Genomic DNA, 23573 nt, shown 5'->3' on the forward strand with positions numbered 1-23573 from the left:
TTTCGGCACACCCCACGGCCCGGTCTGGCAGCCCGAAGGTGCCGCGGTGACAGCTTCGAGCCGCGAATCGGAGATCCTCCGTGGGAGAACACCCCACTCCGGCAGTCACCCGGCGGCGGGGCAGTGCTTCGACACGCCCCCGCGAACCCGGGTGGCCGGGCGACGCCACCCTTCCCCGACTGACGCTCACAAGGCCGATTCGGGCCCGGGACCGTCGGCGGTCGCCCTCCGCTCTTGTGCGGGTACCCAACGCGACCTTTACTTGCCCTACGCCGACGGCCGACGTGCTCCCGCTCCGCGCGGGGCGGGAGCACCACCAGCGGCCGCACCGAGAGCGAGGAGGACGGATGCCGACCGTGCGCCGAACCTTGGCCGCCATCACGGGAACCCTCATGCTGGGCACCTTCGGGGTACTGCCCACCGCGACGGCGGCGCCACCGCCGTCCACGGCGGACACCGCCCGGGACGCGCCTCGGCAGGAGCCGGCCGAGCGGTGCAGCACGCGTCCCCAGGACAACCCGGTCGACGCGTTCACCGACTACGAGGAGCTGCTGGTCGAACTCGACCGGATCGAGGCGGAGAGCCGGGGACGCGTCCAGGTCGACCAGATCGGCACCTCCAACCGTGGTCGTCTCATCCAGGCCGCGCGGGTCGGTGACGGTGACACGGTGGTGCTGCTGACCAGCGAGATCCACGGGAACGAGAAGACGGGCACCGACGCGATCCTGTGGCTGTTGGACCACCTGGGCCGGTCCAACTCCCGCTTCGCCCAGGAGGTCCGCTCGGAGCTCACGGTGGTCGCCGTGCCGAAGATGAACCCGGACGCGGCGGAGCTGAACCGGCGGGGCAACGACATGACCTGGGACGAGGTCGTGGACCTGCACCCGCAGCTGGCCGGGGCCGAGCCGGCGTGGAACTACATCACCAACGTCCGGCAGGGCCACGACTACGGGCCGCGTCCCGGGTTCGACATCAACCGGGACTACAACCCGGACCTGTCCTACGTGCCCGACGCCGCCGACCTCCCCGGGAACTCGGCGCGGCCCGGCTGGTTCCTGAGCCCGGAGACGCAGGCGGTGCGGGACCTCTACGTGGACCTCACGGAGGAGTTCGGCACGGTCGACACCTACGTGGACATCCACCACCAGGGCCCCTGCTACGTCATGCCGGGCACCGACGACTACGTGACGTTGAGCCTGTCGGGCAAGTTCGTCGCTGACCCGAACACCGAGGAGGGCGCCCGGTACGCCGAGTACGCCGACCGGTACGACCTCGACTACGCCAAGCAGCTGAACGTGGCCGCCTACGACGCGTTGCGGGACGCCTCGGCGCACCGGCCGGAGTTCGCCCACGTCTCCCTCTACCCCCAGGACGTGGACCTGCCTGGTACGGGTCTGGGTTCGTTCGCCCTCAACGGCAGCGGATCGGTGTTGTTCGAGGTGCGGGGGCAGAGCCAGGACCTCGGTGAGCGGCACCGCGTGATGCTCACGCAGGCGGTGTACGTCGGGGTGGAGGGCATCCTGCGGGGCGTGGCCAGCGGCCAGGTGCGGGATCTGGACCCGGCCGACTACGACGCGATCCCGCCCCGGGGTCCGGTGGTGACCACGGACCAGTCGCGCACGCTGGCGGACCCGCTGCTCGACGTGTTGGAGCGGTGATCGGGACGCGACGGGTGGGTTGACCGCTCGCGAGGGGAGCCCCTGACCGCTGGGTCGGGGGCTCCCGGTCGTCGTGGCGTACGGGCGGCGCCGCCGGCCCCTCGGGTCGGTGTCGGGGGTGCCCTGGCTCGCTGGGTGCGGCGGGTCAGGAGGTGGGATCGGGGTTCTGGTGGTGTTCGCCGGTGACGGGGTCCTGCCGCAGGCCGAGCCGGAGGTGTTCGATGTGGTAGACGGCCTCGTCGAGGAGCATGGCGACGTGGCTGTCGTAGAGGCTGTAGACGATGCTGCGGCCGTGGCGGGTGCCGGTGACGAGCCCGAGGTTGCGCAGTAGCCGGAGTTGGTGGGAGACCGCCGAGGTCTCCATGCCGACGGCCTCGGCGAGTTCGGCCACCGGGCAGGGGCTCTCCCGCAGCCGGGTGAGGATGAGCAGCCGGCTCGGGGTGGCCAGCGCCTGGAGGGTGGTGGCCACCGTCGCCGCGTCCTCGGGGGTGAGCCGGGCGGGCGGGGGGTGGTCGGGTCGGCGGTGGCCCATGACGAGATCCTAGAGCACCACATACTTGAAGAACTGTTCATATGTTCTAGTGTTGGTGATGGATGTCGGGAGGCCGTGATGGGGATGTCGTCGTTGTTCGCGAACCGGGACTACCGCCACCTGTTCGGCGCGCAGGTGACCGCGCTGCTCGGGACGGGGCTGGCCACGGTGGCGCTGGCCCTGTTGGCCTACGACCTCGCGGGCCCGCGCGCCGGCGCCGTCCTGGGCACGGCGCTGGCGATCAAGATGGTCGCCTATGTGACGGTGTCCTCGCTCGCCGGCGCCTACGCCGACCGGGTTCCTCGGCGCGCGATGCTGGTGGGGCTGGACCTGGTGCGGGCGGCGGTGGTGGTGGCGTTGCCGTTCGTCACCGAGGTCTGGCACGTGTACGTGCTGATCGCGGTGTTGCAGTCGGCGTCGGCGGCGTTCACGCCGACGTTCCAGTCGGCGTTGCCGGACATCCTGCCCGACGAGGGCGACTACACGCGGGCCTTGTCGGCCTCGCAGCTGGCGTCGAGCCTGGAGACGCTGCTGAGCCCGGTGGTGGCCGCGCTCGTGTTGACCGTCGTGGACTTCCCGTGGTTGTTCGCGGGCACCGCCGCCGGGTTCCTGGCCTCGGCGGCCCTGGTGGTCTCGGCGCGGGTTCCCCGGGCGCGGCCGAGTGGTCGGGTGCGGTTCGTCGAGCGGCTGGGGGCGGGGACGCGGATCTTCCTGGCGACGCCCCGACTGCGGGGGGTGTTGGGCCTGGATCTGGCGGTGGCCGGGGCGGGCGCGGTGGTCATGGTGAACACGGTCAACTACGCGCGGGACGAGTTGGGCCGGTCGGAGACGGAGGTGGCGGTTCTCCTGGCCGCCAACGGGGTGGGGACGATCCTGGTGGCGTTGGCGCTGCCCCGGGTGTTGGAGCGGGTCGCGGAGCGCGGGGTGATGCTGGCGGGCGCGGGGACGCTGTGCGCGGGTGTGGTCGGGGCTGTCGGTTTGTCGCTGGTGGACTCCGGTGCCTGGCGGTGGCCGGTGGCCCTGGGGTGTGGGCGGTGCTCGGCGCGGGGCTGGGCTGGTGTTGACGCCGGTGGGGCGGGTGTTGCGGCGGTCGTCGGGGCCCGGGGACCGGCCGGCGCTGTTCGCGGCGCAGTTCTCGCTGTCGCACGCCTGTTGGCTGCTGAGCTACCCGGTGGCGGGCTGGGTGGTCACCGCCGCCGGGTTCACCACGGGGTGGGTGCTGCTCGCCGCGCTCGCGGTCGCCGGAGCGGTGACCGCCGTGGTGGTGTGGCCGGCGGAACGACCGTCGGCCGTTCCGCCGGCGCCGATGCGGCGGAACGGTGGCACGCGTCTCGGCGCCCCCGGGCGGTCGGGCGAGGACGCGGCCGGCTCCCCCACCGGGCGGTGAGGGACCCGGGCGCTGGAGGACGCCGTGCGGTCCCAGCTCCGCGTGCACGGCACGCCCCCGGCGCCCTAGCCCTGAAGGCCCACGACGAGCAGGCCGGCGAGGTTGATGAGGTTGTGCAGCACGATCGCCGGCAGGAGGCTGCCGGTCCGCTCCCGCACCCAGACGAAGAAGATCCCGGCGACCAGGGTGCTGAGCACGTATCCGAGTTGGACGGTGAGGCCGTCGACCGGGTCCACGACGAGGCCGTGCCCGAGGGCGAACAGCAGGCTGGTGATGAGCATGGCCCAGGTGGCGCTGATGCCGGCGATCCGGCGGCGGGCGGGCAACGCCTGGAGCACCAGGGAGAACAGGATCCCCCGGAAGAGGAACTCCTCCCACAGGCCGGGCATGACGGCGCTGTTGACGAAGGCCTCGGCGGTGGGTTCCGCGGACGGACCCATCCCGCCGACGGCGTACTGCACCACCAGGGCGCCGAGCGCGCCCCCGCGACCAGGGTCCACGACCCGGGTTTGGGCCGGGTCAGGCCCACCCCCTCCGGGGTGAGGCGGGGCCAGGCCAGGAGGAGACCGGCGGCGAAGGCCAGGGCCAGCAGTTGGCCCTGCCAGTTGCGGTCGAGGGACTCGAAGGGGCCGACGCGGGGCAGTGTCGTGAGGACGAGCACCGCGCCGTGCGCGCCGGCGACCGCCAGCAGGAGCCGTGCCGGGCTCGCGGGGTCCCGGTGGTCCTCGGGGCGGTCGGCCACCGGGGCGGGGCACCGGCGGGGACGACGGCCGCCCGCCGGAGGGTGAGCCAGACGCCGGGGCCGCAGAGCAGGGCCACGACGAGCAGGTGCAGTGCCCAGGTGAGCAGGGCGGCGGTCACGGTGGTCAACGGGGGTCCTCGGTTCGGTGGCCGCCGGGGCGGGCGCGGTCGCGCGACGGAAGGTCTCGGCGAGTTCGGTGGCGTAGTGGGCCGGGTCGATGTCGGGTTCGCGGGCGAGGACGGCGGGGACGGCTTCGAGCGCGGCGAGCAGGGTGGCGGCCATCAGCGTCGGGGTGAAGGCCCCGTACTCGCCGGCGGCCTGGCCGTCGGCCAGTAGCCGCTCGAGGTCGGCGCGGCCCTGGTCGGGCCCGGCGTCGGCGGGTGCCATGCCGGCGGCCCGCAGCTCGGCGAGCGCGGTGAGGTCGCGGAGGTGGCCGGCGGCGTAGTGGACGTTGTGGGTGATCAGTGCGACCAGGGCCTCGGGGTAGGAGGCAGGGTTGGGCGTGGCGTCGCGGAGGCCGCGCCGCAGGTCGTCCACGACGCTGCTGGCCGCCTCGCGCATGAGGTCCGCGCGGTCGGCGAAGTGGTAGGAGATCAGCGAGGGGCTGATCGAGGCCCGGCGGGCGATGCGCGCGTAGGAGGCGCGGCCGTACCCGACCTCGCTGATGGTGTCGACGGCGGCGCGCACGATCTGTTCGCGGCGGGCCCGTTCGATGAACGACCTGCCCTGTTCGCTCGTCCCGTTTTTTGAATGCGCCACCAGTTTATTGTTCACCTGTTCAGGGCGTGGGTCAAGGCACGTCGCCCGCCCACGGCCACCGGTCCCCGCCTCGCCCTCGGCCGGCGGCCCGACGTCCCCCGGGCCGGGGAGCACGCCGGGCCGGGTCACCTTCCTGACAGCGCCCAGGTCCGGTTGCTGACCGTCGACGCCCTGTTCCCGTGTCGTTCGGCGCGCGAAGCTTGTCCCTGTCACCGAGAGCGGAGACGGCCCCACCGGAAGAGGACGGGACCGCCGCGACGGGCCGGAACGCGAACCGGCGAGGTGACGGACCACCACGACGCGAAGGGAGGAGGGCGACATGCCAGCGGATCTGTCATTCACGTTCGCGAACGACGATTTCTACGAGCCGCTTGCCGAGGCCCCGCCCGGCACCCGCTACACGCCCACCCGGATGCCCCCCGGCTGGGACCGTGCCGACCAGGACGTGTGGACCCACTGGAGTCCGCCGCAGGCGCCGCCCCCGCCCGACCACGGTTGGAAGGTGCACGTCTCCAGCACCCCGGGCAACGCCCCGGCCGTCCTGGACGTCGTCGCTGCCGCCTGCGTGGACCTGGGTATCCCCTTCAAACACCTGGCCGGCCGCACCTACTTCCTGCTCCTGCACGGCAAGCACGCCTCCCGGCCGCAGAGCGGCAAGTTCTGCGCCCTCTACCCGGCCGACCCCCGCCAGGCCCACGAGGTCCTGCGTCGCCTGGAACACGACCTCGCCGGGGTGCCCGGCCCCTACGTGCTCACCGACCGCAGGTTCGGCTCCTCCCGGTGCGTCTCCTACCGCTACGGCGCCTTCCGCTCCCGTTACCGGCTGGAGGCCGACGGCACCCGCACCCCGGTGATGGCCGCCGCCGACGGGGACGAGATCCCCGACGACCGCCGCCCCGAGTTCCACCTCCCCGCCGGCGTCGCGGACCCCTTCGTCGAGGCCGAACCCGACCTGTCCGACGGTCCGGTCGCCTTCCACGGCTACACCTTCGACGCCGTGCTCCAGCACAGCAACGCCGGCGGCGCCTACCGGGCCACCGACGCCACCGGCCGGCAGGTCTTCCTCAAGGAGGCCCGGTCCCACGTCGCCCACTCCGGCCGCGACGTCGACGCCCACGCCCGGCTCACCGCCGAGTACCTGGTGCTGCGGGCCCTGCACGCCAGGGCACCCGGACTGGCACCGGAACCCGTGGACCGGTTCGACCACTGGGAGCACGCCTACCTGGCGACCGAACTGGTCCCCGGCCGGCCCCTGAGCAGGTGGCTGATGGCGAACAACCCCGCCATCCGCGTCGACCAGCCCGCCGAGGCCTTCACCGACTACTACCGCAGGTGCGGGTTGATCCTGGACCAGTTGCGCGACCAGCTCGACCGCCTCCACGAACTCGGCTACGTGTTCGTCGACGTCAGCCCGCGCAACGTGCTGGTCGACGACGAGGACCGCGTCCGGCTGGTCGACTTCGAGTCGACGCAGCGCCGGGACGCCACCATCCAGCCCCTGGCCACCCCCGGATTCGTCCCGCCGGAAGCCCTGAGCCCCGACGGCCGGGCCACGCTCGACCCGGTGCGCTACGACGACTACGGGTTGGCCGCGATCGCGCGGATGATGCTGGTCCCGACCATCCAGGTCGCCGAACGCAGCCCCTCGGCCGTGGACCACGTGACGGCCGCGCTGGAGGAACGCGCCCCGCTGCCGGCGACCCTCTGGGCGCGGGCGGACCGGTTCCGGGGCGTGCCCGCTCCGGGGCCGGCGCTGCCCTCCCCCGAGGCGGTGGCCGCCGAGCCCCACGAGTGGCTGAGCTGGCTACGGGACCACACCGCCAGCGCACTGCTCGCCCTCGCCGAACCCGACCACCCGCGCCGGGTCTTCCCGACCATCCCCGACGGGCACCGGAGCAACACCCGGTGCGTGGCCTACGGCAGCGCCGGCGTCCTGCACGCCCTGCGGATGGCCGGACACCCGCCGGCGCCGGCGCTGGTCACCCGACTTCGCGACGAGTCGCTGGCCGGGTGGCGCGACATCCCCCCTGGCCTGTTGTTCGGCAGCGCCGGCATCGCCTGGGTGCTCGCCCAGGAGGGCGAGTGGGATGCCGCCGAACGCCTCCTCCGCCACGCCGGCCGGCACCCGCTGGTGACCCGCTCGGCCACCCTGGGCGGCGGATCCGCCGGCCTGGCACTGGCCGAACTGTCCCTGTACTGCCGCACGGGCGAGGAGTCGGCCCTGGACCGCGCCCGAGCCCTGCTGGAGACGCTGCCCACCGGCGAGGGCCTGACGCCCCTGCTGGGCGGCGACGACCGCTCCGGACTGGCCCAGGGCCGGCCCGGCGTGGCGTTGGCCCTGTACTACCTGGGTCGGCTGACCGGGGACGACGCGCCCCTGGAACGCGGGCTCGACCTGCTCCGCGCCGAACTCGTCCACGCCCAGCCGTGGGAGACCGGGGCGCTCGGGTTCCGGGTCTCGGCCAGGGACCGGCGCACCATGCCCTACCTGTACGCGGGCAGCGCCGGCTACGTCCACGTGCTCGCCCGGTACCTCGCCTGGCGGCCGGACCCGCACCTGGCGGACGTGCTCGACCGGTGCGTGCGGGGCCTGCGCGTGCGGTTCACCATCGGCGGCGGGCTGTTCACCGGCCAGGCGGGGATGGGCTTCGTGCTCGGTGAGACGGCACGACTGCTGGGGGCCCCGGCGTCCACCGAGGACGCCGTTGCCTCCGGGCGGGCCCTGTTCCACCACGCCGTCCCCCACGCCACGGGCGTGCGGTGGCCCGGCCTGCACGGCAACCGGTTGAGCGCCGAGCTGTGGAGCGGCGCGGCCGGTGTCCTGCTCGCCCTGCACCAGCTGGTCGACCCGGCGCCCGACCGCCTGTTCACCCTCGACCTGCCGGTGGCCGAACGGACCGGCCAGCCCGCCACGACCCGAACCGGGACGGCGCCGGCCCCGGTCTGACCGGCCCTGTCGGCCGTCGGACTCCGCGCCGCCCCGCCACCACCGACTTCCCTCCCACGACCGGTGGGAGGGGTGGAAGAAGAAGGAGAACCACCATGAACGACGCCCTGCGCCTCCAGGTCCAGCCCGACGCCGAGAACGACGTCGAGGACGACGCCCCCATCAGCACCACCAGCCTCGCCATCTGCGACATCGGGGAACAGATCTCCTGACCCCGAACCGGAACCGCGTCCGACCCGGTACCACGTCCGGACCCGCAACCGGCTCCAGACCGGGGAACGCGCAGCGCACCACCACTGATCCCGCGAACCCCAGCACCACGCCGCACCACACACACCACACACGAAGGAGAACCACCATGAACGACGCCCTCCGTCTCCAGGTCCAGCCCGACGCCGAGAACGACGTCGAGGACGACGCCCCCATCAGCACCACCAGCCTCGCCATCTGCGACATCAAGGAGATCTCCTGACCGGAACCGGTTCCGGGCAGCGCCGCCACCGCATGGCCCCGTGGTGGCGGCGCCCCGGCCCCGCCGGGGACGACCACGTCCGCCGGTCCCCCACGAACCAGCCGCCCGCGACGCGGGAGGCGAGATCCGCTGGCCGGTCGGGCACGGCGGCCCGGGCCGCCGTGCCTGGCGGCGGATCCGACCCGGGGTGCCGGGCCCAGCGCCGAGAGGCGGCCACGAACACCCGCCCCCGGCCCACCCCTCCCGTTCCCCTTCCCGTCCTTCCCCTTCCCGCGAGGAGTTCCCGCCATGAGCGAAGCGCTCGCCCTGGCCGGCATGGAGTTCGGCGACGACATCGACGACGACGCCCCGATCAGCGTGCTGTCGGTGTCCTACTGCGACGACGCCTTCTTCGGCTGATCCCCGGCCGGACCCGACCCCAGGAGCCGCCATGACCACGTCCCGTCCGGGCGTCCCGTCGCGGCCACGCCGCGACCACCTCCCGCAGCGGCGTGCCGCCGACATTCGCGGCCGCGACCACCACCGGGTCCCCGCCGGGGCCGGCCCCCGCGATGTGGCAGCCGGGCGAGCGGTCCGCCCCAGCCCGCCGCGTCACCGCCGGTGGCGGCCCTCCCCGTGCCCCACGGCCTCCCGGTTCGGCGACGCGCCCCCCACGACCGGATGCCGCTCCACCCGGCGCAGCGGCCCGCGCTGTCCCCGCACCGCGCGGGGGTGCCGGCGATGACGGCCCGCACCGTCGCCGACCGCGACTTCCGGTTGTTCCTGGTGGGTCAACTCGCCTCGGTGTTCGGCGGCACCCTGACCACGACCGCGATCTCGGTGATCGCGGTGACCGGCCTCGGCGCCGGCCCTCGGGACGTCTCCCTGGTGGTGGCCGCCGGCATGCTGCCGGCGCTGCTGTTCGGACCGGTCTGCGGTGTCCTGCTCGACCGGGTCCGGCGCCCCAGGAGGGCGTTGATCGTCGCCGACCTGGGCGCGGCGGCGATGGTGGGGGCCTGCGCGGTCGCCGGTCTGACCGGGACGCTGAACCTCGGCTGGCTGGTGGCGCTCAACGTGGTGCTCGGCGTGGTCCACCTGACGGTGAACGGGCTCTACTTCTCCCATCTGCACTCGCTCGGGGTGTCGGACGTCGGTCGGGCCCGGGGCCGCCTCCAGTCCTCCGAGATGCTGGCCAGCTCCGTGGCGGGTTCCCTCGCCGGCCCGGTGGCCGCCGGGCTCGGGGCGGCGGTGCTGTTCGTCGGGGACGCCCTCGCCTACCTGTTCAGCGCCTACTGCCTGGTCCGGTTGCGTTCCCCCGACCACCGACCACCGTCCGGCCAGGCCAGGAAGAAGTTGACGGAGGAACTGGCGGACGGGCTGCGGGCGCTGCGGGGCAACCGGCTGCTGCTCGGCTACGCGGGGTTCCTCGTGCTCAGCGGGGTCGCCGCCAGCGGCATCGCCACCCAACGGGCGGTGTTCCTGCTGGACACGGTCGCGCTGCCGGTCGCCCTGTACACGCTGCCCACCGTGCTCGCCACCCTCCTGGGCGCCGGTGGCGCACTGCTCGCCCCCCGGCTGCTCGCCCGGGGGCACACCCCGCGCCGGCTCCTGCTGGTGGGACTGTCCGCCGCGGCGGTCGCCGGCGCGGTGCTGCCGCTGGCCGGTGGCCCGCTGGGGTGGGTCGTGACGGTGTCGGCGTTGAGCATCGCGCTCCCCCTGTTCTTCGGGGGGCTCGCGAACATCGCGCTGGTGACGGTGATCGCCGACGACGTGGGGGACTCCTACTTCGCCAGGATCACCACCCTGCTCGGCTCGGTGGGGACGCTGGCGAACACGGCTGGCGCGCTGCTGGGAGGGGTGTTGGGGGAGGCGCTGGGCACCCGGGGCGGGATCTGGACGTGCGTCGGGGTGAACCTGGTGGCCGTCGCGGTGCTGTTGGCGGTGGCCGGCCGGCGCCCCGCCCGCTCCGCCACCGACCCGGTCGCGGCGGACGCCGACCACGCGCGGGCGACCCCGGGACCCTCCCGGGAGGACACCACCGCCCCGCCCGGCGTCGGGCCCGACGTCGAGGCGCCCCGCTCGGACGCGGCGCAGCCACCGCCACGGACCCTCACGGGAGGGAGGACACGATGAGCCCGGTCTACCCCGAGTGCCCCCGGACCGAGCGGATCGAGCTGGTGCACGGCCTGCGGGTCGACGATCCCTACCGGTGGTTGGAGGACCCGCTGTGCCCCGCGGCCCGCGACTGGGTCGCCGCCCAACAGGCGCTCGCCGAGGTCCACCTCAACGGCCTGCCCGGCCAGTCCGGTATCCGGCGGCTGCTGCGCGGCCTGGTCACCGGGCCGACGGCGTCCCCGGTGAAACCGGCCGGGGCCCGCCGGTTCCGGGTGGGGCGGTCCTCCGCGTTGCGGCGGTGGACCCTCCAGGTCGCCGACGAACCGGACGCGCCGTGGCGGGCGGTGGTGGACACCGCCCAGTTGGGCGGGGACGGGGTGACGGTGCGGCGTTGGCAGCCCTCCCCCGCCGGCCGCTACCTGGCCGTGCAGACCACGGTGGACGGCGCCGAGGACATCACCCCGCTGAACGTGGTCGACGTGGCGGCGCGGCGGGTGGTGGAGACCTCGCCGTTGACCCGCTACTCCTCGGTGTGCTGGCTGGCCGACGAACGGTCCTACTACTACGCCCGCCGACACCTGGACCGCCCGGGCAGCGGGGTCTACCTGCACCGGGTCGGGCACCCGTGGATCACCGACCAGCTGGTGACCGGCGACGACGAGCCCGTCACCCGCTACCACCTGGCCCTGTGGCACGACCGGTGGCTGGTGGTGTGCCGCCGGCACGGCACCAGCCGGGACACCACCCTGCTGGTCGCCGACCGGCACGCCGACGGCGAGGTCCGGGGGCTGGAGCTCACCGGCACCTCGGTGGGCGGGGTCCTGGTCGACCACGGAGGACGGCTGTTCGCGGTGACCACCGAGGGCGCGCGTTTCGGCCGGCTCGTCGCGGCCGACCCCGACGCGGACGGCGCCTGGCGGTCCTGGCGCACCGTGCTGCCCGAGCAGCCACCGTCCGTGCTGACCTCGGTGAGCCTGGCCGGTGTCGAGGGCGCCGAACGCCTGGTGGCGTCGCGCACCCTCGACGGCTACAGCTCGCTGACCGTGCACGATGCCACCGACGGCCGGCTGTTGACCGACGTGCGGTTGCCCGGACCGGGCACCGTGTCGGCGGTCAACCCCACCGACCACCCGTTCGTCCTCGCCGTCAGCTACACCGACTGGGTGACACCGTTGTCGGTGTGGCGGGTCGACGTCCGCACCGGGGACATGACGCCGACCGAGGCGGTGACCCGCCGCGACGAGGTGGAGGTGCTGCGCACCAGCTACCCCTCCGACGACGGCACCGAGGTGCCGATGACGATCCTGGCGCTGCGCCAGCGCGGCGGCCGTCGGCCACGGCCGACCGTGCTCACCTGCTACGGGGGCTTCGGGATCACCTTCCGCCCCGGGTTCCAACCCGACGCGCTCACCTGGGTGCTGGCCGGCGGGGTGATGGCCATCGCCGGGGTGCGTGGCGGCGGGGAACGCGGCCGCCAGTGGCACCTGGACGGCGCCGGACCGCACAAACCCAACGCGGTGCGCGACCTGCACGCGGCCGGCGACCACCTGGTGCGCCGCCGGTGGACGCGGCGGCCGCAGCTGGCGCTGCTGGGCGGCAGCAACGGCGGACTGGTGGTCACCGCGGCCACCGTGCAACGGCCCAAGGCCTACGCGGCGGTGTCCAGCGCCGGCGCCCCCCTGGACATGGTCCGCTACGAACGGTGGGGGCTGGGCCGCGCGTGGCGCGCGGAGTACGGGGACGTCAGGGACCTCGCCGCGTTGGCGACCCTGCTCAGCTACTCGCCGTACCACAACGTGCGTCCCCAGCGCGGCAGGTTGCCGGCGATGCTGTTCACCACCGGGGAGAACGACACCCGGGTGGACCCGGCGCACTCGCGGAAGATGGTGGCCGCGCTGCAACACCGCACGAGCGGCGGGCCCGTGCTGCTGCGGGTCACCCCCGGCACCGGGCACGTCGGCGGGGGGCGCGAGTCGGAGGCCCTGGCCACGGCGATGCTGGCGTTCCTGGCCTGGCACACCGGGCTGAGGTTCGACGACGACGGCTGACCGGGCCGGCACGCGTCCGCGACGGCGCGCGCCAACCGGACCGGGCACTCCCGGGCCGGCGAGGACGGGCGAGACGGGGGCGAGGACCGTGGGCGGGACCGGGTGGGAGCACCGGCGGCGCGGCGGGGGCTCGGGCCGGGGATTCCCCGAGCGGCCGTGTCGGCCCGACACCGGGCCCGTCCGGGCCCGCTGGGCCGGCGGATCGGCGGTCCCGAGTCCCCGGGCGGCGGGCGGGCCGACGTGCGTCGCCGGCGGCGGCCGCCGAGGTCCCCTCGCGGCCCCACCGCGCGGCGGTCGCCCCGACCGGGGCGGTCGTCCGACCATGACCCCGGGACGACCGCGGCCCACGCCGCGCCGGAGGCCGCCTGGCCCGGCCGGGCACCACCACCCCACGGCTCCGGAATCCCCCGGCGGTGAAGGGCGGGCCGGGGCGACGTCGAACGCCGCGACCGCCGGAGCATCCCCGGCCGACGGGTCATCCCCGGCCGGCGGGGCCCGACCGGGCACCGGGCCGGCCGGGACCGCCACCGAGGGGGCCGGGCGGCGTGGGGCTGCTCCCCGCCCCGACCGTCGCCGCGTTGGGCCGGGCACCGCCCGCCGGTCCCCGGCCCGGCCCGCTCCCACCCGTTGACCCGCCGCCCGCGGCGCGGTGGCCCGCCGGACGCCTCAGCGGTGCTCGGCGGCCAGCTCCACCAGTCCCGCCCGGTCGGCCCGGCCCGTCTTGGTGATCAGGCTGGCCACGTGCTTCTCCACGGTGCGCGGCGAGATGTGCAGGCGGGTCGCGATGGCCTTGTTGCCCAGTCGGTGCACGAGCAGTTCCAGCACCTCGAACTCGCGGGAGGTGACACCGAGTTCCCGCAGCCCCACCGGGACCCGGTCGGTGCCGGCCCTGCGTTGCCGCACCGGCGCTCCCACCTGCCGCAGCAGCGCCCGGCAGGCGCTCGCCGGGGCGGCCACGCCCCGCTGGTGGAAGTACTCCTCGGCCTGCCGCAACCAGCCCGCCGGCTCACCCCACCCACCCCCGTGGGCGGCCTCGGCGACCAGCCGCAACCCCAGCGCCCGGCCGAGGGGGTAGGGCTCCGCCGCGTCCAGGGCGCGGCGGGCGGCGTCCTCGGCCCGGCCCGCGTCCCCGTCCCGCCCGTGCAGCACCGCCGTCGCCAACAGCACGAACTGCCGGTTCCACCGCATCCCGCCCGCCGGGGCGGCGGTCACCTCGGCGTGCTCGGCCCAGCCGGCGTCCCCGGCCACCACCCGCAGCAGCAGGTGCAGGCCGTGCCGCCCGGCGAGGAAGAAGGTGGTGGGGTTCTCCGCCTGCGCCGCGAGGACGGCGGCGAACTCGGCGCCGGCCGCCGCGTGGTCCTCCTCCAGCAGCGCGCACACCGCCCTGGCCAGTCCCAGGGCCAGCGGCTGCTCCTGCGAACCGGGGCCGCCGTGCCGGGCGAACTCCGCCAGTTCGCGGTCCATGCCCGGCCGGTCGGCCCGGTGCGCGGACAGGACCGCCCTGGCCATGAGCACGTAACGGACGACCGCCGTCAGGTGCAGCCGGGTGGCGTCGGCGAGCACCGCGTCCAACCGGTGCGCCGCGACCTCGTGGTCGCCCCGCAGGACGGTGTCCAGGGCGAGGATCGCGTCCACGTTCACCGCCAGCGGCAACGCGCCCACCCGCAGCGCCTCCACCCGGGCGTGGGCCAGGACGCTGGTGTCCCCCTCGGCGAGCCAGGCGTTCCCGGCCAGGCCCATCAACGCGTAGATCCGCCAGATCGGCAGCCGGTGCTCCTCGGCCACCCGGCGGGCGCGGTCGAAGTGCCGCCACGCCTCGTCCAGGTCCCGTTCCCTGGCGACGGTGCCGATGGTGCGCCACGCCTGGCAGGCGATGACCGGCAGCGGAACCCGGTCGGTGGCCGCCACCGCCCGCCGGGCCAGCTCCTCGGCCTCCCGGGTCCGGTGCCGTCCGGGCGCGTTCAACGCCAGCGACGCGGCCACCGCGTCAACGGGGGCGGTGTGCTCGGGGGCCGCGTGCTCACCCAGGAGCCGGCGGGCCTCCCGCACCTGGGCGATCCCGTCCTCCCAGCGGCCGGCGATCTGGGTGACCCAGGCGAGGCGGACGTGCAGGGCGGCGCGGCGGGTCCGGTCGGCGGCGGTGCCGTGGTCGTCGAGGGTCCCGGCGAGCTCGAAGGCCCGTTCCAGGTTCCCCGCCTCGGCCAGCGCGTAGAGCAGGGCCTCCACCACCTCCGCCCGGCTGGTGGGGTCCCCGTGGTCGGACAGCAGCCGTTCGGCCTGCTCCAGCAGGGTGATCGCGGACTGCGCGGCCCCGTCGGCCAGGGCACGCCGGCCGGCCTCCAGGTAGTGCCCCGCCGCCACCGAGGTCTCCCCGGCGGCACGGCGCAGCACCGCGGTGAGCTGGCACCACTCGCCCGGCAGGTCCGGGTGCAGGGCGGTGACCACGTCGGCCGCCCTGGCGCTGAGGGCGGCCCGGTCGGTCGGGGTCAGCCGGGCCAGCAACGCCTCCGCCGTCAACGGGTGTTGGAAGGCGTACCAGTCGGGGCCCCGGTCGTCGGAGGCGACGAGTTGCGCGGCCACCGCCGACTGGAGGTGGCCCAGCAGCGTGTGGTCATCCATCCCGGTGACGCGTTGCACGATGGACAGCGGGAACCGGCGGCCGAGGACGGCGGCGGCGGAGAGCAGCGCCTCCCCCTTGGGGCCGAGCCGGTCGGCGCGTTGGGTGATGCTGCGCACCAGGGTGTCCGGCACCTCGGTGCGCAGGGCCCGCACCAGCTGCCAGCCCCCGGCGCCCGGCACCAGCCGGCCCGCGCTGACCATGCCCCGCAGCAGTTCCTCGACGACCAGCGGATTGCCGGCGCTGTCCTCCCACAGCCGGTCGGTGACCTCGATTGGCACCCGCTCCGGGTCGCTGTCCAGGCAGGACGCCGCGAACACCCGTACCTGCGCCGCGCCGAGCCGTTCCAGGTGCAACGCCCGGCCGGTGTCCCGGCGGGTGGCCGAGTCCGCCAGGTCCAGCGCCGCCCCGGGTTCGGAGCGGACGGTGGCCAGGAGCACGCCGGGCTGGAGGTCGAGGTTGTCGCACAGGTACTCCACGACCGCGAGGGTCTCCAGGTCGGCGTCGTGCAGGTCGTCGAGGACCAGCAGGCAACCCCGCTCACGTCCCACGACACCCATGAGCCGCAGCAGCGCCTCGGCCAACACCACGAACGAGGCGTCCCGTTGGGTGTCGCCGTGATCCCAGTCGGGCACCAGCCGCCCCAGGACGGGCCGGTAGGGGCCGAGATCGGCTTCGATGGCGGACGCCCCGCCCCGCACGAGGGAGAGCAACGCCTCGGCCAACGGACGGAACGGAACCGAGGGCCCGAACGATCCCGCCCGGCCGCGCAGCACGACCATGCCGGCCTCGTAGGCGGTACCGACCGCCTCGGCGGCGATCCGGGACTTGCCGATCCCGGGTTCGCCGACGACGAAGAGCGCGGAGCCGCGGCCCTTCCTGGCGTTGGCCAGGGCGGCACCGAGCTCCGCCAGCTCCGTGTCCCGTCCGATGAGGAGTGGCGCACGGATCCGCATACCGGGACTCTAACGACCCGGTACACGCAGCGACCGCTCGTTCACGGATTCGCAACGTCGTCGACCCGGCGACGCGGTAGGGCTCAGAGCTGCGTTCCCGGGCGCTGACGGTGGTCAGCGGCGGCAACCCGGAGGTGACGATCGCGCTGAGGGTGAGACCGGCGAGGACGCTGACCCGCGCCCCGACCGACAGGCGGGCAGGCGTGCGGGCCTCGCCGATCGGGTGGTCGTCCACGTTGGCGTGGGTCGGCGCCACGGGCGGCGCGTCGTGGTCGGTGCCGGCGGGGGCGGTGGTGGGGCGGTGGTCGGCGGTCATGGCGTTCTCCTCGTGGTGTCGGCGGGTGCCTCGTCGGACGGGAGGTTCCCGGGAATCGGGGGTGGTGGGTGTGGGTCGCGGGTGGTGCGGTGTCCGACTCCGGGGTGCTCCCTCCCGGGAACCGGACGTCGGGGTCGGGGCGCCGGTCAGGGACCGTCCCGCTGGGGCCGCCCGCGCGCCCGCCGCTCCACCACCTCCGGGGCGGGCCCCGGCGGGACACCGGTGGTGCCGGTACCCCACCTGGCGGTGGTCGGCGGCCGGGGTCCCGGGTGCAGGGCGAGCACGGAGGGCACCACGTCGGGCAGGGCGAGCCGCAGCAGCCCGTACCCGATGCCGGCCAACCCGGTCAGCAACCCCGGGGTGGTCAGGCCGGACGGGGTGCCGCACCGAGGACCGGTCCGTTCCAGGGCGCCCAACACCCGGGCCTGTCCGCGTTCGGCGGCGCCCAGCAGGTCGGGGCGACGGCGGGTGAGGGCGGTCAACGCCTCCACCACGCCCAGTTCTCCGTGGCAGGGGGTCAGGTCGGCGCGGGCCTCCCGCACGGTCAGCGCCTCCAGCGCCGCGTCCGGCAGCGGGTCGGTCCCACCCGATGCCCCGGGCGGGCCGCTGCCCGCGCCCGCCCACGCCAGGGCCGGACCGGCGATGCCGTGGCACCACGCGGAACCCCCGCGTGCCAGCAGCTCCCGGGTGGCCGCGTCCAGCAGCGCGGCACCGGAGGTCGTCAGCGACGGCCGCGCGGGCAGCACGGCGCCGGCCCGCAGCAGGGCCCACCCGACACCGGCCGTGCCGTGCGGGAACGACGGATCGCCGCCGCCCCCCGACGGTCCACCGCCCAGGCCCCCGTCCCCGGCGACGTGGCGGTGCAGCCGGTCCGCCAGCGGCGCGAGCACCTCGGCGGCCTCCGGGGATCCCGTCTCCTCGTGCACCGAGGCCAGCACCGCCACCGCCCCGGCCCAGCCGGTCGCCAGACCCACCCCGTGCTCGGGGGCCTCCCCCTCGGGCCGGGCCGAGGCGGTGCGGCCGAGCAGCGGCAGCGACCGGTCCAGCCAGGCGCGGGGCTCCGGGTCGTCGAGCAGGGTGGACAGCCGCGCCAGGGCGTAGCTGATGCCGGCGAGGCCCTGGAACGCCCCCACGCCCACGGTCGTCGCCAGGGCCGGTTCGGCGTGGAACGCCGCCAGCAGCGCCGGCAGCGGGCGCACCGCGCGACGGGCCAGCCCGGTGTACCGGGGTATCCCGGTGAGCGCGCCGAGCTGGGCGAGGAACACCGCGACCCCGCAGTACCCGTCACCCAGGCCGGCGCCCATCGGCAACACCGCCCAGTAGCGGTCGTCCACCGGTTGCAGCCCGAGCCAGTTGGCCCGCCGCTCGTCGTGCTCGGCGGTGGCGACCAGTGAGTCGCCGATCGCGCATGCCGCGGTGAGCAGGCGGTCCACGTCGGGGACCACCAGGGCGGTGGCGCCGGCGGGGACGGCCCGCGCGTGGTGGGACACCGCCGGGGTCCGGGTGTCCAACGCGGCCCGGATCAACCACTCCTGGTCGCGCCGGTCCACCTCGTCGAGCGCGCGCACCTTGCCGAGGACGGCGTCCAGGCCGGCGACCGGCAGCCGGTCGGGCACCACCCGGCCGGAGCCGGTGTGGACGTCCCGGCTGTCGGGGGTGGTGGTGAACAGCGGAACATCGCCCCGCCACAGCTCCGCCACCTCGCAGGGCACCAGGTCCCGCAGTTCCGGGCTCTGGGACAGCACAGCGAAGGCCCGGTCCCGGTCGGCTCCGGAGCGCACCGCGTCCGGGTGGGTCGATTCGGCCAGCAACGTCGCGTAGACGCTGGTGTCGCGGAACACCACCCGCTGCTCGGTCCCGGCGCAGTCCCGCAGCGGCCCGCCGTCGGCCAGCAGCTCGGCCCGGTGCGTGAGAACGGCCTCGTAGGTCGCGCGGAACCCGCCGACCAGGCCGTCGACGTGGGCGGCCGGTTCGACGTCCGGCGCCCCGGGCAGGCCCGGCCGGTTGCTGGCGGCCTCCACGGTGCCCGGGACGCGCTCCAACCGCATCGTGTCCCGCCCGGTGTCGACCCACCGCACCCCGTCGTCGGGGTGCCGCGCGCCCGGGTCGCCCCCCAGCCCCGACAGGTCCACCGCGCCCTCCGGCCCCAGCAGCATCCTCGGGAGCAGCGCGGTGCGGTGCACCGAGGCGAGCAGCGCCGTCAACGCCGGATCACCCCCGGTGGTGGTGCCGGGTGGGAACGCCGGGTGGAACAGGGTCTCCACGTCCACGACCACCGGGTGCTCGCCGTGCGCCACCAGGTTCTCGTAGTGGACGTCGGTGCCGTCCACCAGGTACAGCAGGGCCAGCAGGGCGCCCTGCCGGCGGTAGAAGCGGTCCACCCCGGTCAGCTCGGCGCACGGCAGGTGCTCGACGAACTCGGCCCACCCGTAGCCCCGGCCGGCCAGCTGCCGCACCGCCCGCAATCCCAGGTCCGGGACCCGGGCGTCCACCCAGTCGACCAGGCGGGTGAAGCGGAGGGACAGGTCGACGGGGCGCGGCTTGTGGACGATCCGCCGGCCGTCGGCGAAGTGGAGCACGGCCACGGTCCGCCCGCCCCGATGCCGGTCACCCATCCCCGGCGTGACCCGCACCAGCGGACCGGGATCGGTGCCCCCCAACAGGGTGGCGACGATCGCCGCCCGGTCCCGCAGGTAGCGGCCCACCAGTTCGGCCGCCGACTGGGCGTCCTGGGTGATGGTCTGGGCCAGCAGCCGGGCCAGCACCGGGTACCGCCGGACGAACCCGGTCAGGCCGGCCCTGGTCGCCGTGGCGGCGAGGAACCCGGCGAACCGGGACTCGGAGGTCGCTCCCGGCAAGGCGCCCCGGACGCGGTCGTGGTGCAGGTCCAGGACGAGGGCGCGGGCCGAGGTGCGGACCAGCCGGGCGCGGGTGGCCGCCAGCAGCCCGGCGCGAACGGTGTCGGCATCGACCAGCGCGGGGTGGGACGGCGCGGGCAGTGCGGCGTTCAGGTGGTCGGCGGCCACCGCCAGGAACGGCTCCAGGGCGGGCGCCAGGCACAGCACGTCGCCCGGCGTGGTCGCGGCGCCGTCCCCCCGCGACGCCGCGACCTCCCCCCGAGCCCGGACCGCCCTGTCGGGAGTCCGGGACGCCTCCGACCCGCCGGCACCCGGTGAGGCCCCGCCGACCGGAGGGGCCTCGTCGGACGACGCCGCCAGCACGCGTTCCACGACCTCCGCCCACTCGGGCCGCTCCCCGGGGACCTGGGCGACCGGTTCGGGGCCGCCGCCCTCCGGCGGCCGGGTCGCGGCACGCTCGGCGGCGGAGAGCGCACCGGCCCACCACCGCGAATCGAGCGGCTCCTCGGCCGGGCTGAGTGTCGGTGAGGCGGTCACGGGATCACCGTGCCACGCACCCACCACCACCGGCATGGGTGAGAGCCCCCCATATTCCCGGCACACCCCCCGTTGTCCCGCCGGCAGGCGTGCCGGGACAGCGGGTTCGCGCATGGCACCCGGAGCGGCGGGCGGGGGACACGGCCACACCCCCATGCGACGAACCGGGCGTTCGGGAGTGACCCCACCGACCGGAGACCACACCGGACCACGCCTGCCGCACCGCCACCCAGCGGAGAGCCACCCGCTCCCCCACCCGACCGCCCCGGGCTCGGAAATCCGGGTAGCCGCCACCCATGTGGGTGAGCACGGGCGGCCTCCACACTGAGCACGGCCCACGACAGGAGGGAGAGGTCGTGACCGTCACCGCGCACCACCCCGACACCGCCCCGGAGCGGAGCGACTGATGGCCCTGCGGGATCTCGGTTTCACCGCCGAACAGGAACGCGTCTACCGCGCGCTGCTGGCCGATCCGGACAGCGACCTGGCCGGGCTCGCCCGCACCGGCACGCCGGGGACCGTCCGCGCAGCCCTGGCCGGCCTCGTCGAACTCGGCGTCGCCCGCTTCCGCGCCGACCGCCCCTCCGGGGTGGAACTGCCGCGCCCCTCGGTCGCCCTCGGCGACCTCATCGAACGCACCGAGGACGAACTCCTGCGCCGACACCGCCGGGTCGGCGACACCAGGAGCGAGGTGCCGGCACTGGCCGAACAACACGCCGGCACCACCGCCGGGCCACTCACCGGCCAGGGCGTGGAACGACTCACCGACGTCGACCAGGTACGGGAACGCCTCGCCGAGCTGTCCTTCTTCACCAGGACCAGCGTCTACTCCGTGCACCCCTCGGCGCGCCCCAGCCCGGAGTCGGTGGCCGCCGCCCGCCCGCTGGACGTGCGCAGCCAGCGACGGGGCGTGGAGATGCGGGTCATCCACGAGGCCAGCGTCGTCACCGACCACCGCGTCCGCGACCACCTGCGGGAGGCCGCCGCCTCCGGGGCGCGGATCCGGCTGTCCGACCTGCCCGTCGAGCGGATGATCATCATGGACGAGGAGGTCGTGGTCGTCCCCTCCGATCCGAGCGACACCCGGCGGGGCGCGTTGGTGGTGCGGCAGGCCGGCCTGGTGCGCGGGTTCCTGCACCTGTTCCACCGCATCTGGGCGGAGGCCGCCGACCTCACGACCAGCGACGACCCGCCAGCCGACCTGACCGAGGAGGACCGCCAGCTCCTGGCGCTGCTGGCCGAGGGCCGCACCGACGAGACCGCCGCCCGCGCGGTGGGCGTGTCCGTCCGGCACCTGCGGCGCCGCATCGCCCGCCTGATGCACCGACTCCAGGCGGCGAGCCGTTTCGAGGCCGGGGTGGCCGCCGCCCGCCGGGGCTGGCTGTGACCGTGGCCCGCCGCACGCCGCGCCGCCCGGGGATCGGCCCGGCCCGCCGCGCCGGTGCCGCTCGACGGGGCGGGGCACCGGTCACCGCGCCGCCGTCCCGGCGCTCACCCCGAGCCGGTGCCGCCGACCCCCAGCCGGTCCGGTGCGAACACCGACCACGACCACCACGAGAACGCACGACGAAGGGATGACCAGCATGCCCGCGACCAGGACAACCCGGCCCAGGGCCGCCCGCGCGGGTGGGCCCGAAGGCGGCACCCGCCCGCACGGTGGGCGGCTGCTCCCGCCCGCCGACGGCGCCGCGCCGCCGGCTCCGGACCGGACCCAGCCGGCGCATGACCACGGCCCGTTGCCCCTCGGCGTCTTCGGCTGGGACTGAGGCACTTCGTGACGGTCTCGGTGTCGGGTGGGCGCCGACGGCCCCGGCACGCACGGCGCCCACTCCCGGGCCGCGCCCCGACCTCCCGCCGTTCCGGATCCGGAGTCCGGGCTCCGGGCTCCGGGCTTCGGGCTTCGGGCTTCGGCTTCGGGGCTCGGGGCTTCGGCTTCGGGGCTCGGGGGAGGCGGGGACGAGGTGGCGCGTCGCCGTCAGTTCTCCGGCGGACGCACCGCACGCCGGAGGATCTTGCCCGTCAACCCCTTCGGCAGCTCCGGCACGAACCACAGATGACGGGGGTACTTGTAGGTGGCGACGCGTTCCCGCAGGAACTCACGCAGCTCGTCCTCGGTCACCGTCGCCCCCGGCTTCCGGGCGACGGCCGCGCCGACCTCCTCACCCAGCTCCGGGTGCGGCACACCGACGACCGCGACCTCCAGCACGTCCGGGTGCTCGTAGCAGGCCTCCTCCACCTCGCGCGGGTACACGTTGTACCCGCCGCGCAGGATCAGGTCCTTCTTGCGGTCGACGATGTGGAAGAAGCCGTCCTCGTCCCGGCGCGCGAGGTCACCGGTGCGCAGCCACCCGTCGGGCATCGCCGCCTCGGTGGCCTCCGGGCGCCGCCAGTAACCCCGCATCACGTTGGGCCCCTGGATAACGATCTCCCCGACCTCCCCGTCGGGCAGCTCCACCCCGAGGTCGTCCACCACCCGCATCCGCACCCCCCGCACCGGAGTTCCGATGGACCCGGCCTTGCGGGGCCGATCGGGGTGGTTGAACGAGGCGACCGGGGAGGTCTCGCTCAGGCCGTAGCCCTCCAGGATCTGGCAGCCGAACGCGTCCTCGAAGGCGGAGAGCAGCTCCAACGGCATCGCCGCGCCGCCCGAGATGCAGGTGCGCAGACTGGACACGTCCACCCCACTCCGGTCCGGGTGGTTGAGCATCGCCCCGTACATGGTGGGCACGCCCTGGAACACCGTGACCCGGTCCCGTTCGACGACCTCCAACGCCCGCCCCGGGTCGAACCGGGGGATCAGCGTCAGGCTCGCGCCCGTCCGCACGGCCGCGAGCAGGCCACAGGTGAGCCCGAAGGAGTGAAACAGGGGAAGGCACCCCATGATCACGTCCTCCTCGGTGCACTCCAGGACGGTGGCGGCCGTCAGCTCCGCGTTGCCCCGCAGGTTGTCGTGGGTCAGTTCGGCGCCCTTGGGTTCCCCAGTGGTGCCCGAGGTGTAGAGGATCAGCGCGGTGGCCGTGGCGTCGATGGCGCCGGCCCGCTCCACGAGCTCCGCCACCTCCCCTTCTGGCGTGGGAGCCAGCAGGCCGGGAGTGTCGGCGAGTTCGGCCACGGTGAGCGCCGGCACCCCGACCTCACCGGCGGCGGGCGTCACCTGGTCCATCGCGGGCCCGTCCGACACCACCAGCGAGGCCTCCGCGTCGGACAGCCGGTAGCGGATCTCCCGGGACCGGAGCAGCGGCGCCATCGGCACCGCGACGCCCCCGGCGAGCAGCACGCCGAAGAACACCACGGGGAACGCCGGAACGTTCGGGAGGACGAGCCCCACCCGGTCGCCCGGCCGCACGTCCCGAGCCGCCAGGGACAAGGCCACGTCCGAGGCGCGGTGCAGGAGATCCCGGTAGGTCAGGACCTCCCCGTCGAGCCGCACGGCCGGCCGGTCCGGGTGTCGGGTCGCCGTCTCCGCCAGCATCGTCGCCAGGTTCGTCATCGGCTCGGCTCCTTCGCCTCGGACCGTCTCCTCCCAGCACGCTGACACTTCCGAGTGAGGGTTGGCAACCTGAACGGGCGCCGTGCCCGAGGGTTCGGACCAGCCGGGGCCGCGCCGCCGGCGCGGGGGCGGAGGTTCCCGGGCGCGGTCGGGCGGGCTG

General features: G+C 75.2%; 13 protein-coding genes and 2 pseudogenes. 9 read left to right on the forward strand and 6 right to left on the reverse strand.

Annotated features, from left to right (window positions below):
- Positions 1–347 precede the first annotated feature (347 nt).
- Positions 348–1658: a M14 family zinc carboxypeptidase gene (locus G443_RS07210; protein ID WP_026420548.1), complete on the forward strand. Its 1311-nt coding sequence runs from the start codon at positions 348–350 to the stop codon at positions 1656–1658.
- A 145-nt stretch (positions 1659–1803) separates the two neighbouring features.
- On the opposite strand, the gene G443_RS07215 is transcribed toward G443_RS07210, so the two are convergent.
- Entirely contained in the window at positions 1804–2190 is a 387-nt protein-coding gene (locus tag G443_RS07215; protein WP_016699121.1) for an ArsR/SmtB family transcription factor, read from the reverse strand.
- Between the two features lie 84 nt (positions 2191–2274).
- Between G443_RS07215 and G443_RS25765 the strand changes: the two are divergent.
- Together G443_RS25765 and G443_RS07230 are read left to right on the forward strand one after the other, a co-directional pair.
- Positions 2275–3264 (forward strand): annotated as a pseudogene (locus G443_RS25765) (MFS transporter); the annotation flags it as partial.
- The gene (locus G443_RS07230) at positions 3248–3577 is read left to right on the forward strand and encodes a hypothetical protein (RefSeq protein WP_253860314.1); all 330 of its coding nucleotides are present in this window, start codon (positions 3248–3250) and stop codon (positions 3575–3577) included. The pseudogene G443_RS25765 and the gene G443_RS07230, both read left to right, overlap by 17 nt.
- A gap of 65 nt (positions 3578–3642) precedes the next feature.
- On the opposite strand, the gene G443_RS07235 is transcribed toward G443_RS07230, so the two are convergent.
- Complete coding sequence (locus G443_RS07235) at positions 3643–4077, reverse strand: CPBP family intramembrane glutamic endopeptidase (protein WP_253860169.1); 435 nt, start codon at positions 4075–4077, stop codon at positions 3643–3645.
- 341 nt (positions 4078–4418) lie between these two features.
- Here G443_RS07235 and G443_RS07240 point away from each other — a divergent pair, with 341 nt between their 5' ends.
- Positions 4419–4655, forward strand: coding sequence for a hypothetical protein (locus G443_RS07240; protein ID WP_253860170.1), 237 nt, complete (start codon positions 4419–4421; stop codon positions 4653–4655).
- Positions 4656–4928: 273 nt separating this feature from the next.
- Here G443_RS07240 and G443_RS25770 read toward each other — a convergent pair.
- Positions 4929–5399 (reverse strand): annotated as a pseudogene (locus G443_RS25770) (hypothetical protein); the annotation flags it as partial.
- Here G443_RS25770 and lanKC point away from each other — a divergent pair.
- The 3 genes from lanKC (at position 5398) to G443_RS07255 (ending at position 12639) form a co-directional block, all read left to right on the forward strand.
- Entirely contained in the window at positions 5398–8025 is a 2628-nt protein-coding gene (gene lanKC, locus G443_RS07245; RefSeq protein ID WP_026420551.1) for a class III lanthionine synthetase LanKC, read from the forward strand. The pseudogene G443_RS25770 and the gene lanKC sit on opposite strands and share 2 nt — an antisense overlap.
- Before the next feature lie 1192 nt (positions 8026–9217).
- On the forward strand, positions 9218–10609 hold the full coding sequence (locus tag G443_RS07250; protein ID WP_081715732.1) for an MFS transporter: 1392 nt from the start codon (positions 9218–9220) through the stop codon (positions 10607–10609).
- Positions 10606–12639, forward strand: a complete 2034-nt coding sequence (locus G443_RS07255; RefSeq protein ID WP_026420552.1) for a prolyl oligopeptidase family serine peptidase — start codon at positions 10606–10608, stop codon at positions 12637–12639. Before G443_RS07250 ends, G443_RS07255 begins: the two co-directional genes overlap by 4 nt.
- A 666-nt stretch (positions 12640–13305) precedes the next feature.
- Here the strand turns inward: G443_RS07255 and G443_RS07260 are convergent.
- On the reverse strand, positions 13306–16212 hold the full coding sequence (locus G443_RS07260) for an ATP-binding protein (RefSeq protein WP_026420553.1): 2907 nt from the start codon (positions 16210–16212) through the stop codon (positions 13306–13308).
- Between the two features lie 462 nt (positions 16213–16674).
- Positions 16675–19923: a type 2 lanthipeptide synthetase LanM family protein gene (locus tag G443_RS07265; protein WP_155886270.1), complete on the reverse strand. Its 3249-nt coding sequence runs from the start codon at positions 19921–19923 to the stop codon at positions 16675–16677.
- Positions 19924–20329: 406 nt separating this feature from the next.
- On the opposite strand from G443_RS07265, the gene G443_RS07270 reads away from it, so the two are divergent.
- Positions 20330–21310, forward strand: coding sequence for a hypothetical protein (locus tag G443_RS07270; protein WP_051314353.1), 981 nt, complete (start codon positions 20330–20332; stop codon positions 21308–21310).
- A gap of 187 nt (positions 21311–21497) precedes the next feature.
- Positions 21498–21689, forward strand: a complete 192-nt coding sequence (locus tag G443_RS07275; RefSeq protein ID WP_026420555.1) for a hypothetical protein — start codon at positions 21498–21500, stop codon at positions 21687–21689.
- A gap of 209 nt (positions 21690–21898) precedes the next feature.
- Here the strand turns inward: G443_RS07275 and G443_RS07280 are convergent, their stop codons facing one another.
- On the reverse strand, positions 21899–23413 hold the full coding sequence (locus G443_RS07280) for a long-chain-fatty-acid--CoA ligase (RefSeq protein WP_026420556.1): 1515 nt from the start codon (positions 23411–23413) through the stop codon (positions 21899–21901).
- Positions 23414–23573 lie beyond the last annotated feature (160 nt).

Origin of the sequence: Actinoalloteichus caeruleus DSM 43889, assembly GCF_000429185.2 — a bacterium.
GTDB classification, from domain to species: Bacteria; Actinomycetota; Actinomycetes; order Mycobacteriales; family Pseudonocardiaceae; genus Actinoalloteichus_B; species Actinoalloteichus_B caeruleus.

What these genes read in the sequence shown, in the direction of transcription:
- G443_RS07280 (WP_026420556.1), bottom strand. Translation starts at nt 23,413, where the DNA reads ATGACGAACCTGGCGACGATGCTGGCGGAGACGGCGACCCGACACCCG.
- G443_RS07215 (WP_016699121.1), bottom strand. Translation starts at nt 2,190, where the DNA reads ATGGGCCACCGCCGACCCGACCACCCCCCGCCCGCCCGGCTCACCCCC.
- G443_RS07270 (WP_051314353.1), top strand. Translation starts at nt 20,330, where the DNA reads ATGGCCCTGCGGGATCTCGGTTTCACCGCCGAACAGGAACGCGTCTAC.
- lanKC (WP_026420551.1), top strand. Translation starts at nt 5,398, where the DNA reads ATGCCAGCGGATCTGTCATTCACGTTCGCGAACGACGATTTCTACGAG.
- G443_RS07210 (WP_026420548.1), top strand. Translation starts at nt 348, where the DNA reads ATGCCGACCGTGCGCCGAACCTTGGCCGCCATCACGGGAACCCTCATG.
- G443_RS07255 (WP_026420552.1), top strand. Translation starts at nt 10,606, where the DNA reads ATGAGCCCGGTCTACCCCGAGTGCCCCCGGACCGAGCGGATCGAGCTG.
- G443_RS07260 (WP_026420553.1), bottom strand. Translation starts at nt 16,212, where the DNA reads ATGCGGATCCGTGCGCCACTCCTCATCGGACGGGACACGGAGCTGGCG.
- G443_RS07275 (WP_026420555.1), top strand. Translation starts at nt 21,498, where the DNA reads ATGACCAGCATGCCCGCGACCAGGACAACCCGGCCCAGGGCCGCCCGC.
- G443_RS07250 (WP_081715732.1), top strand. Translation starts at nt 9,218, where the DNA reads ATGACGGCCCGCACCGTCGCCGACCGCGACTTCCGGTTGTTCCTGGTG.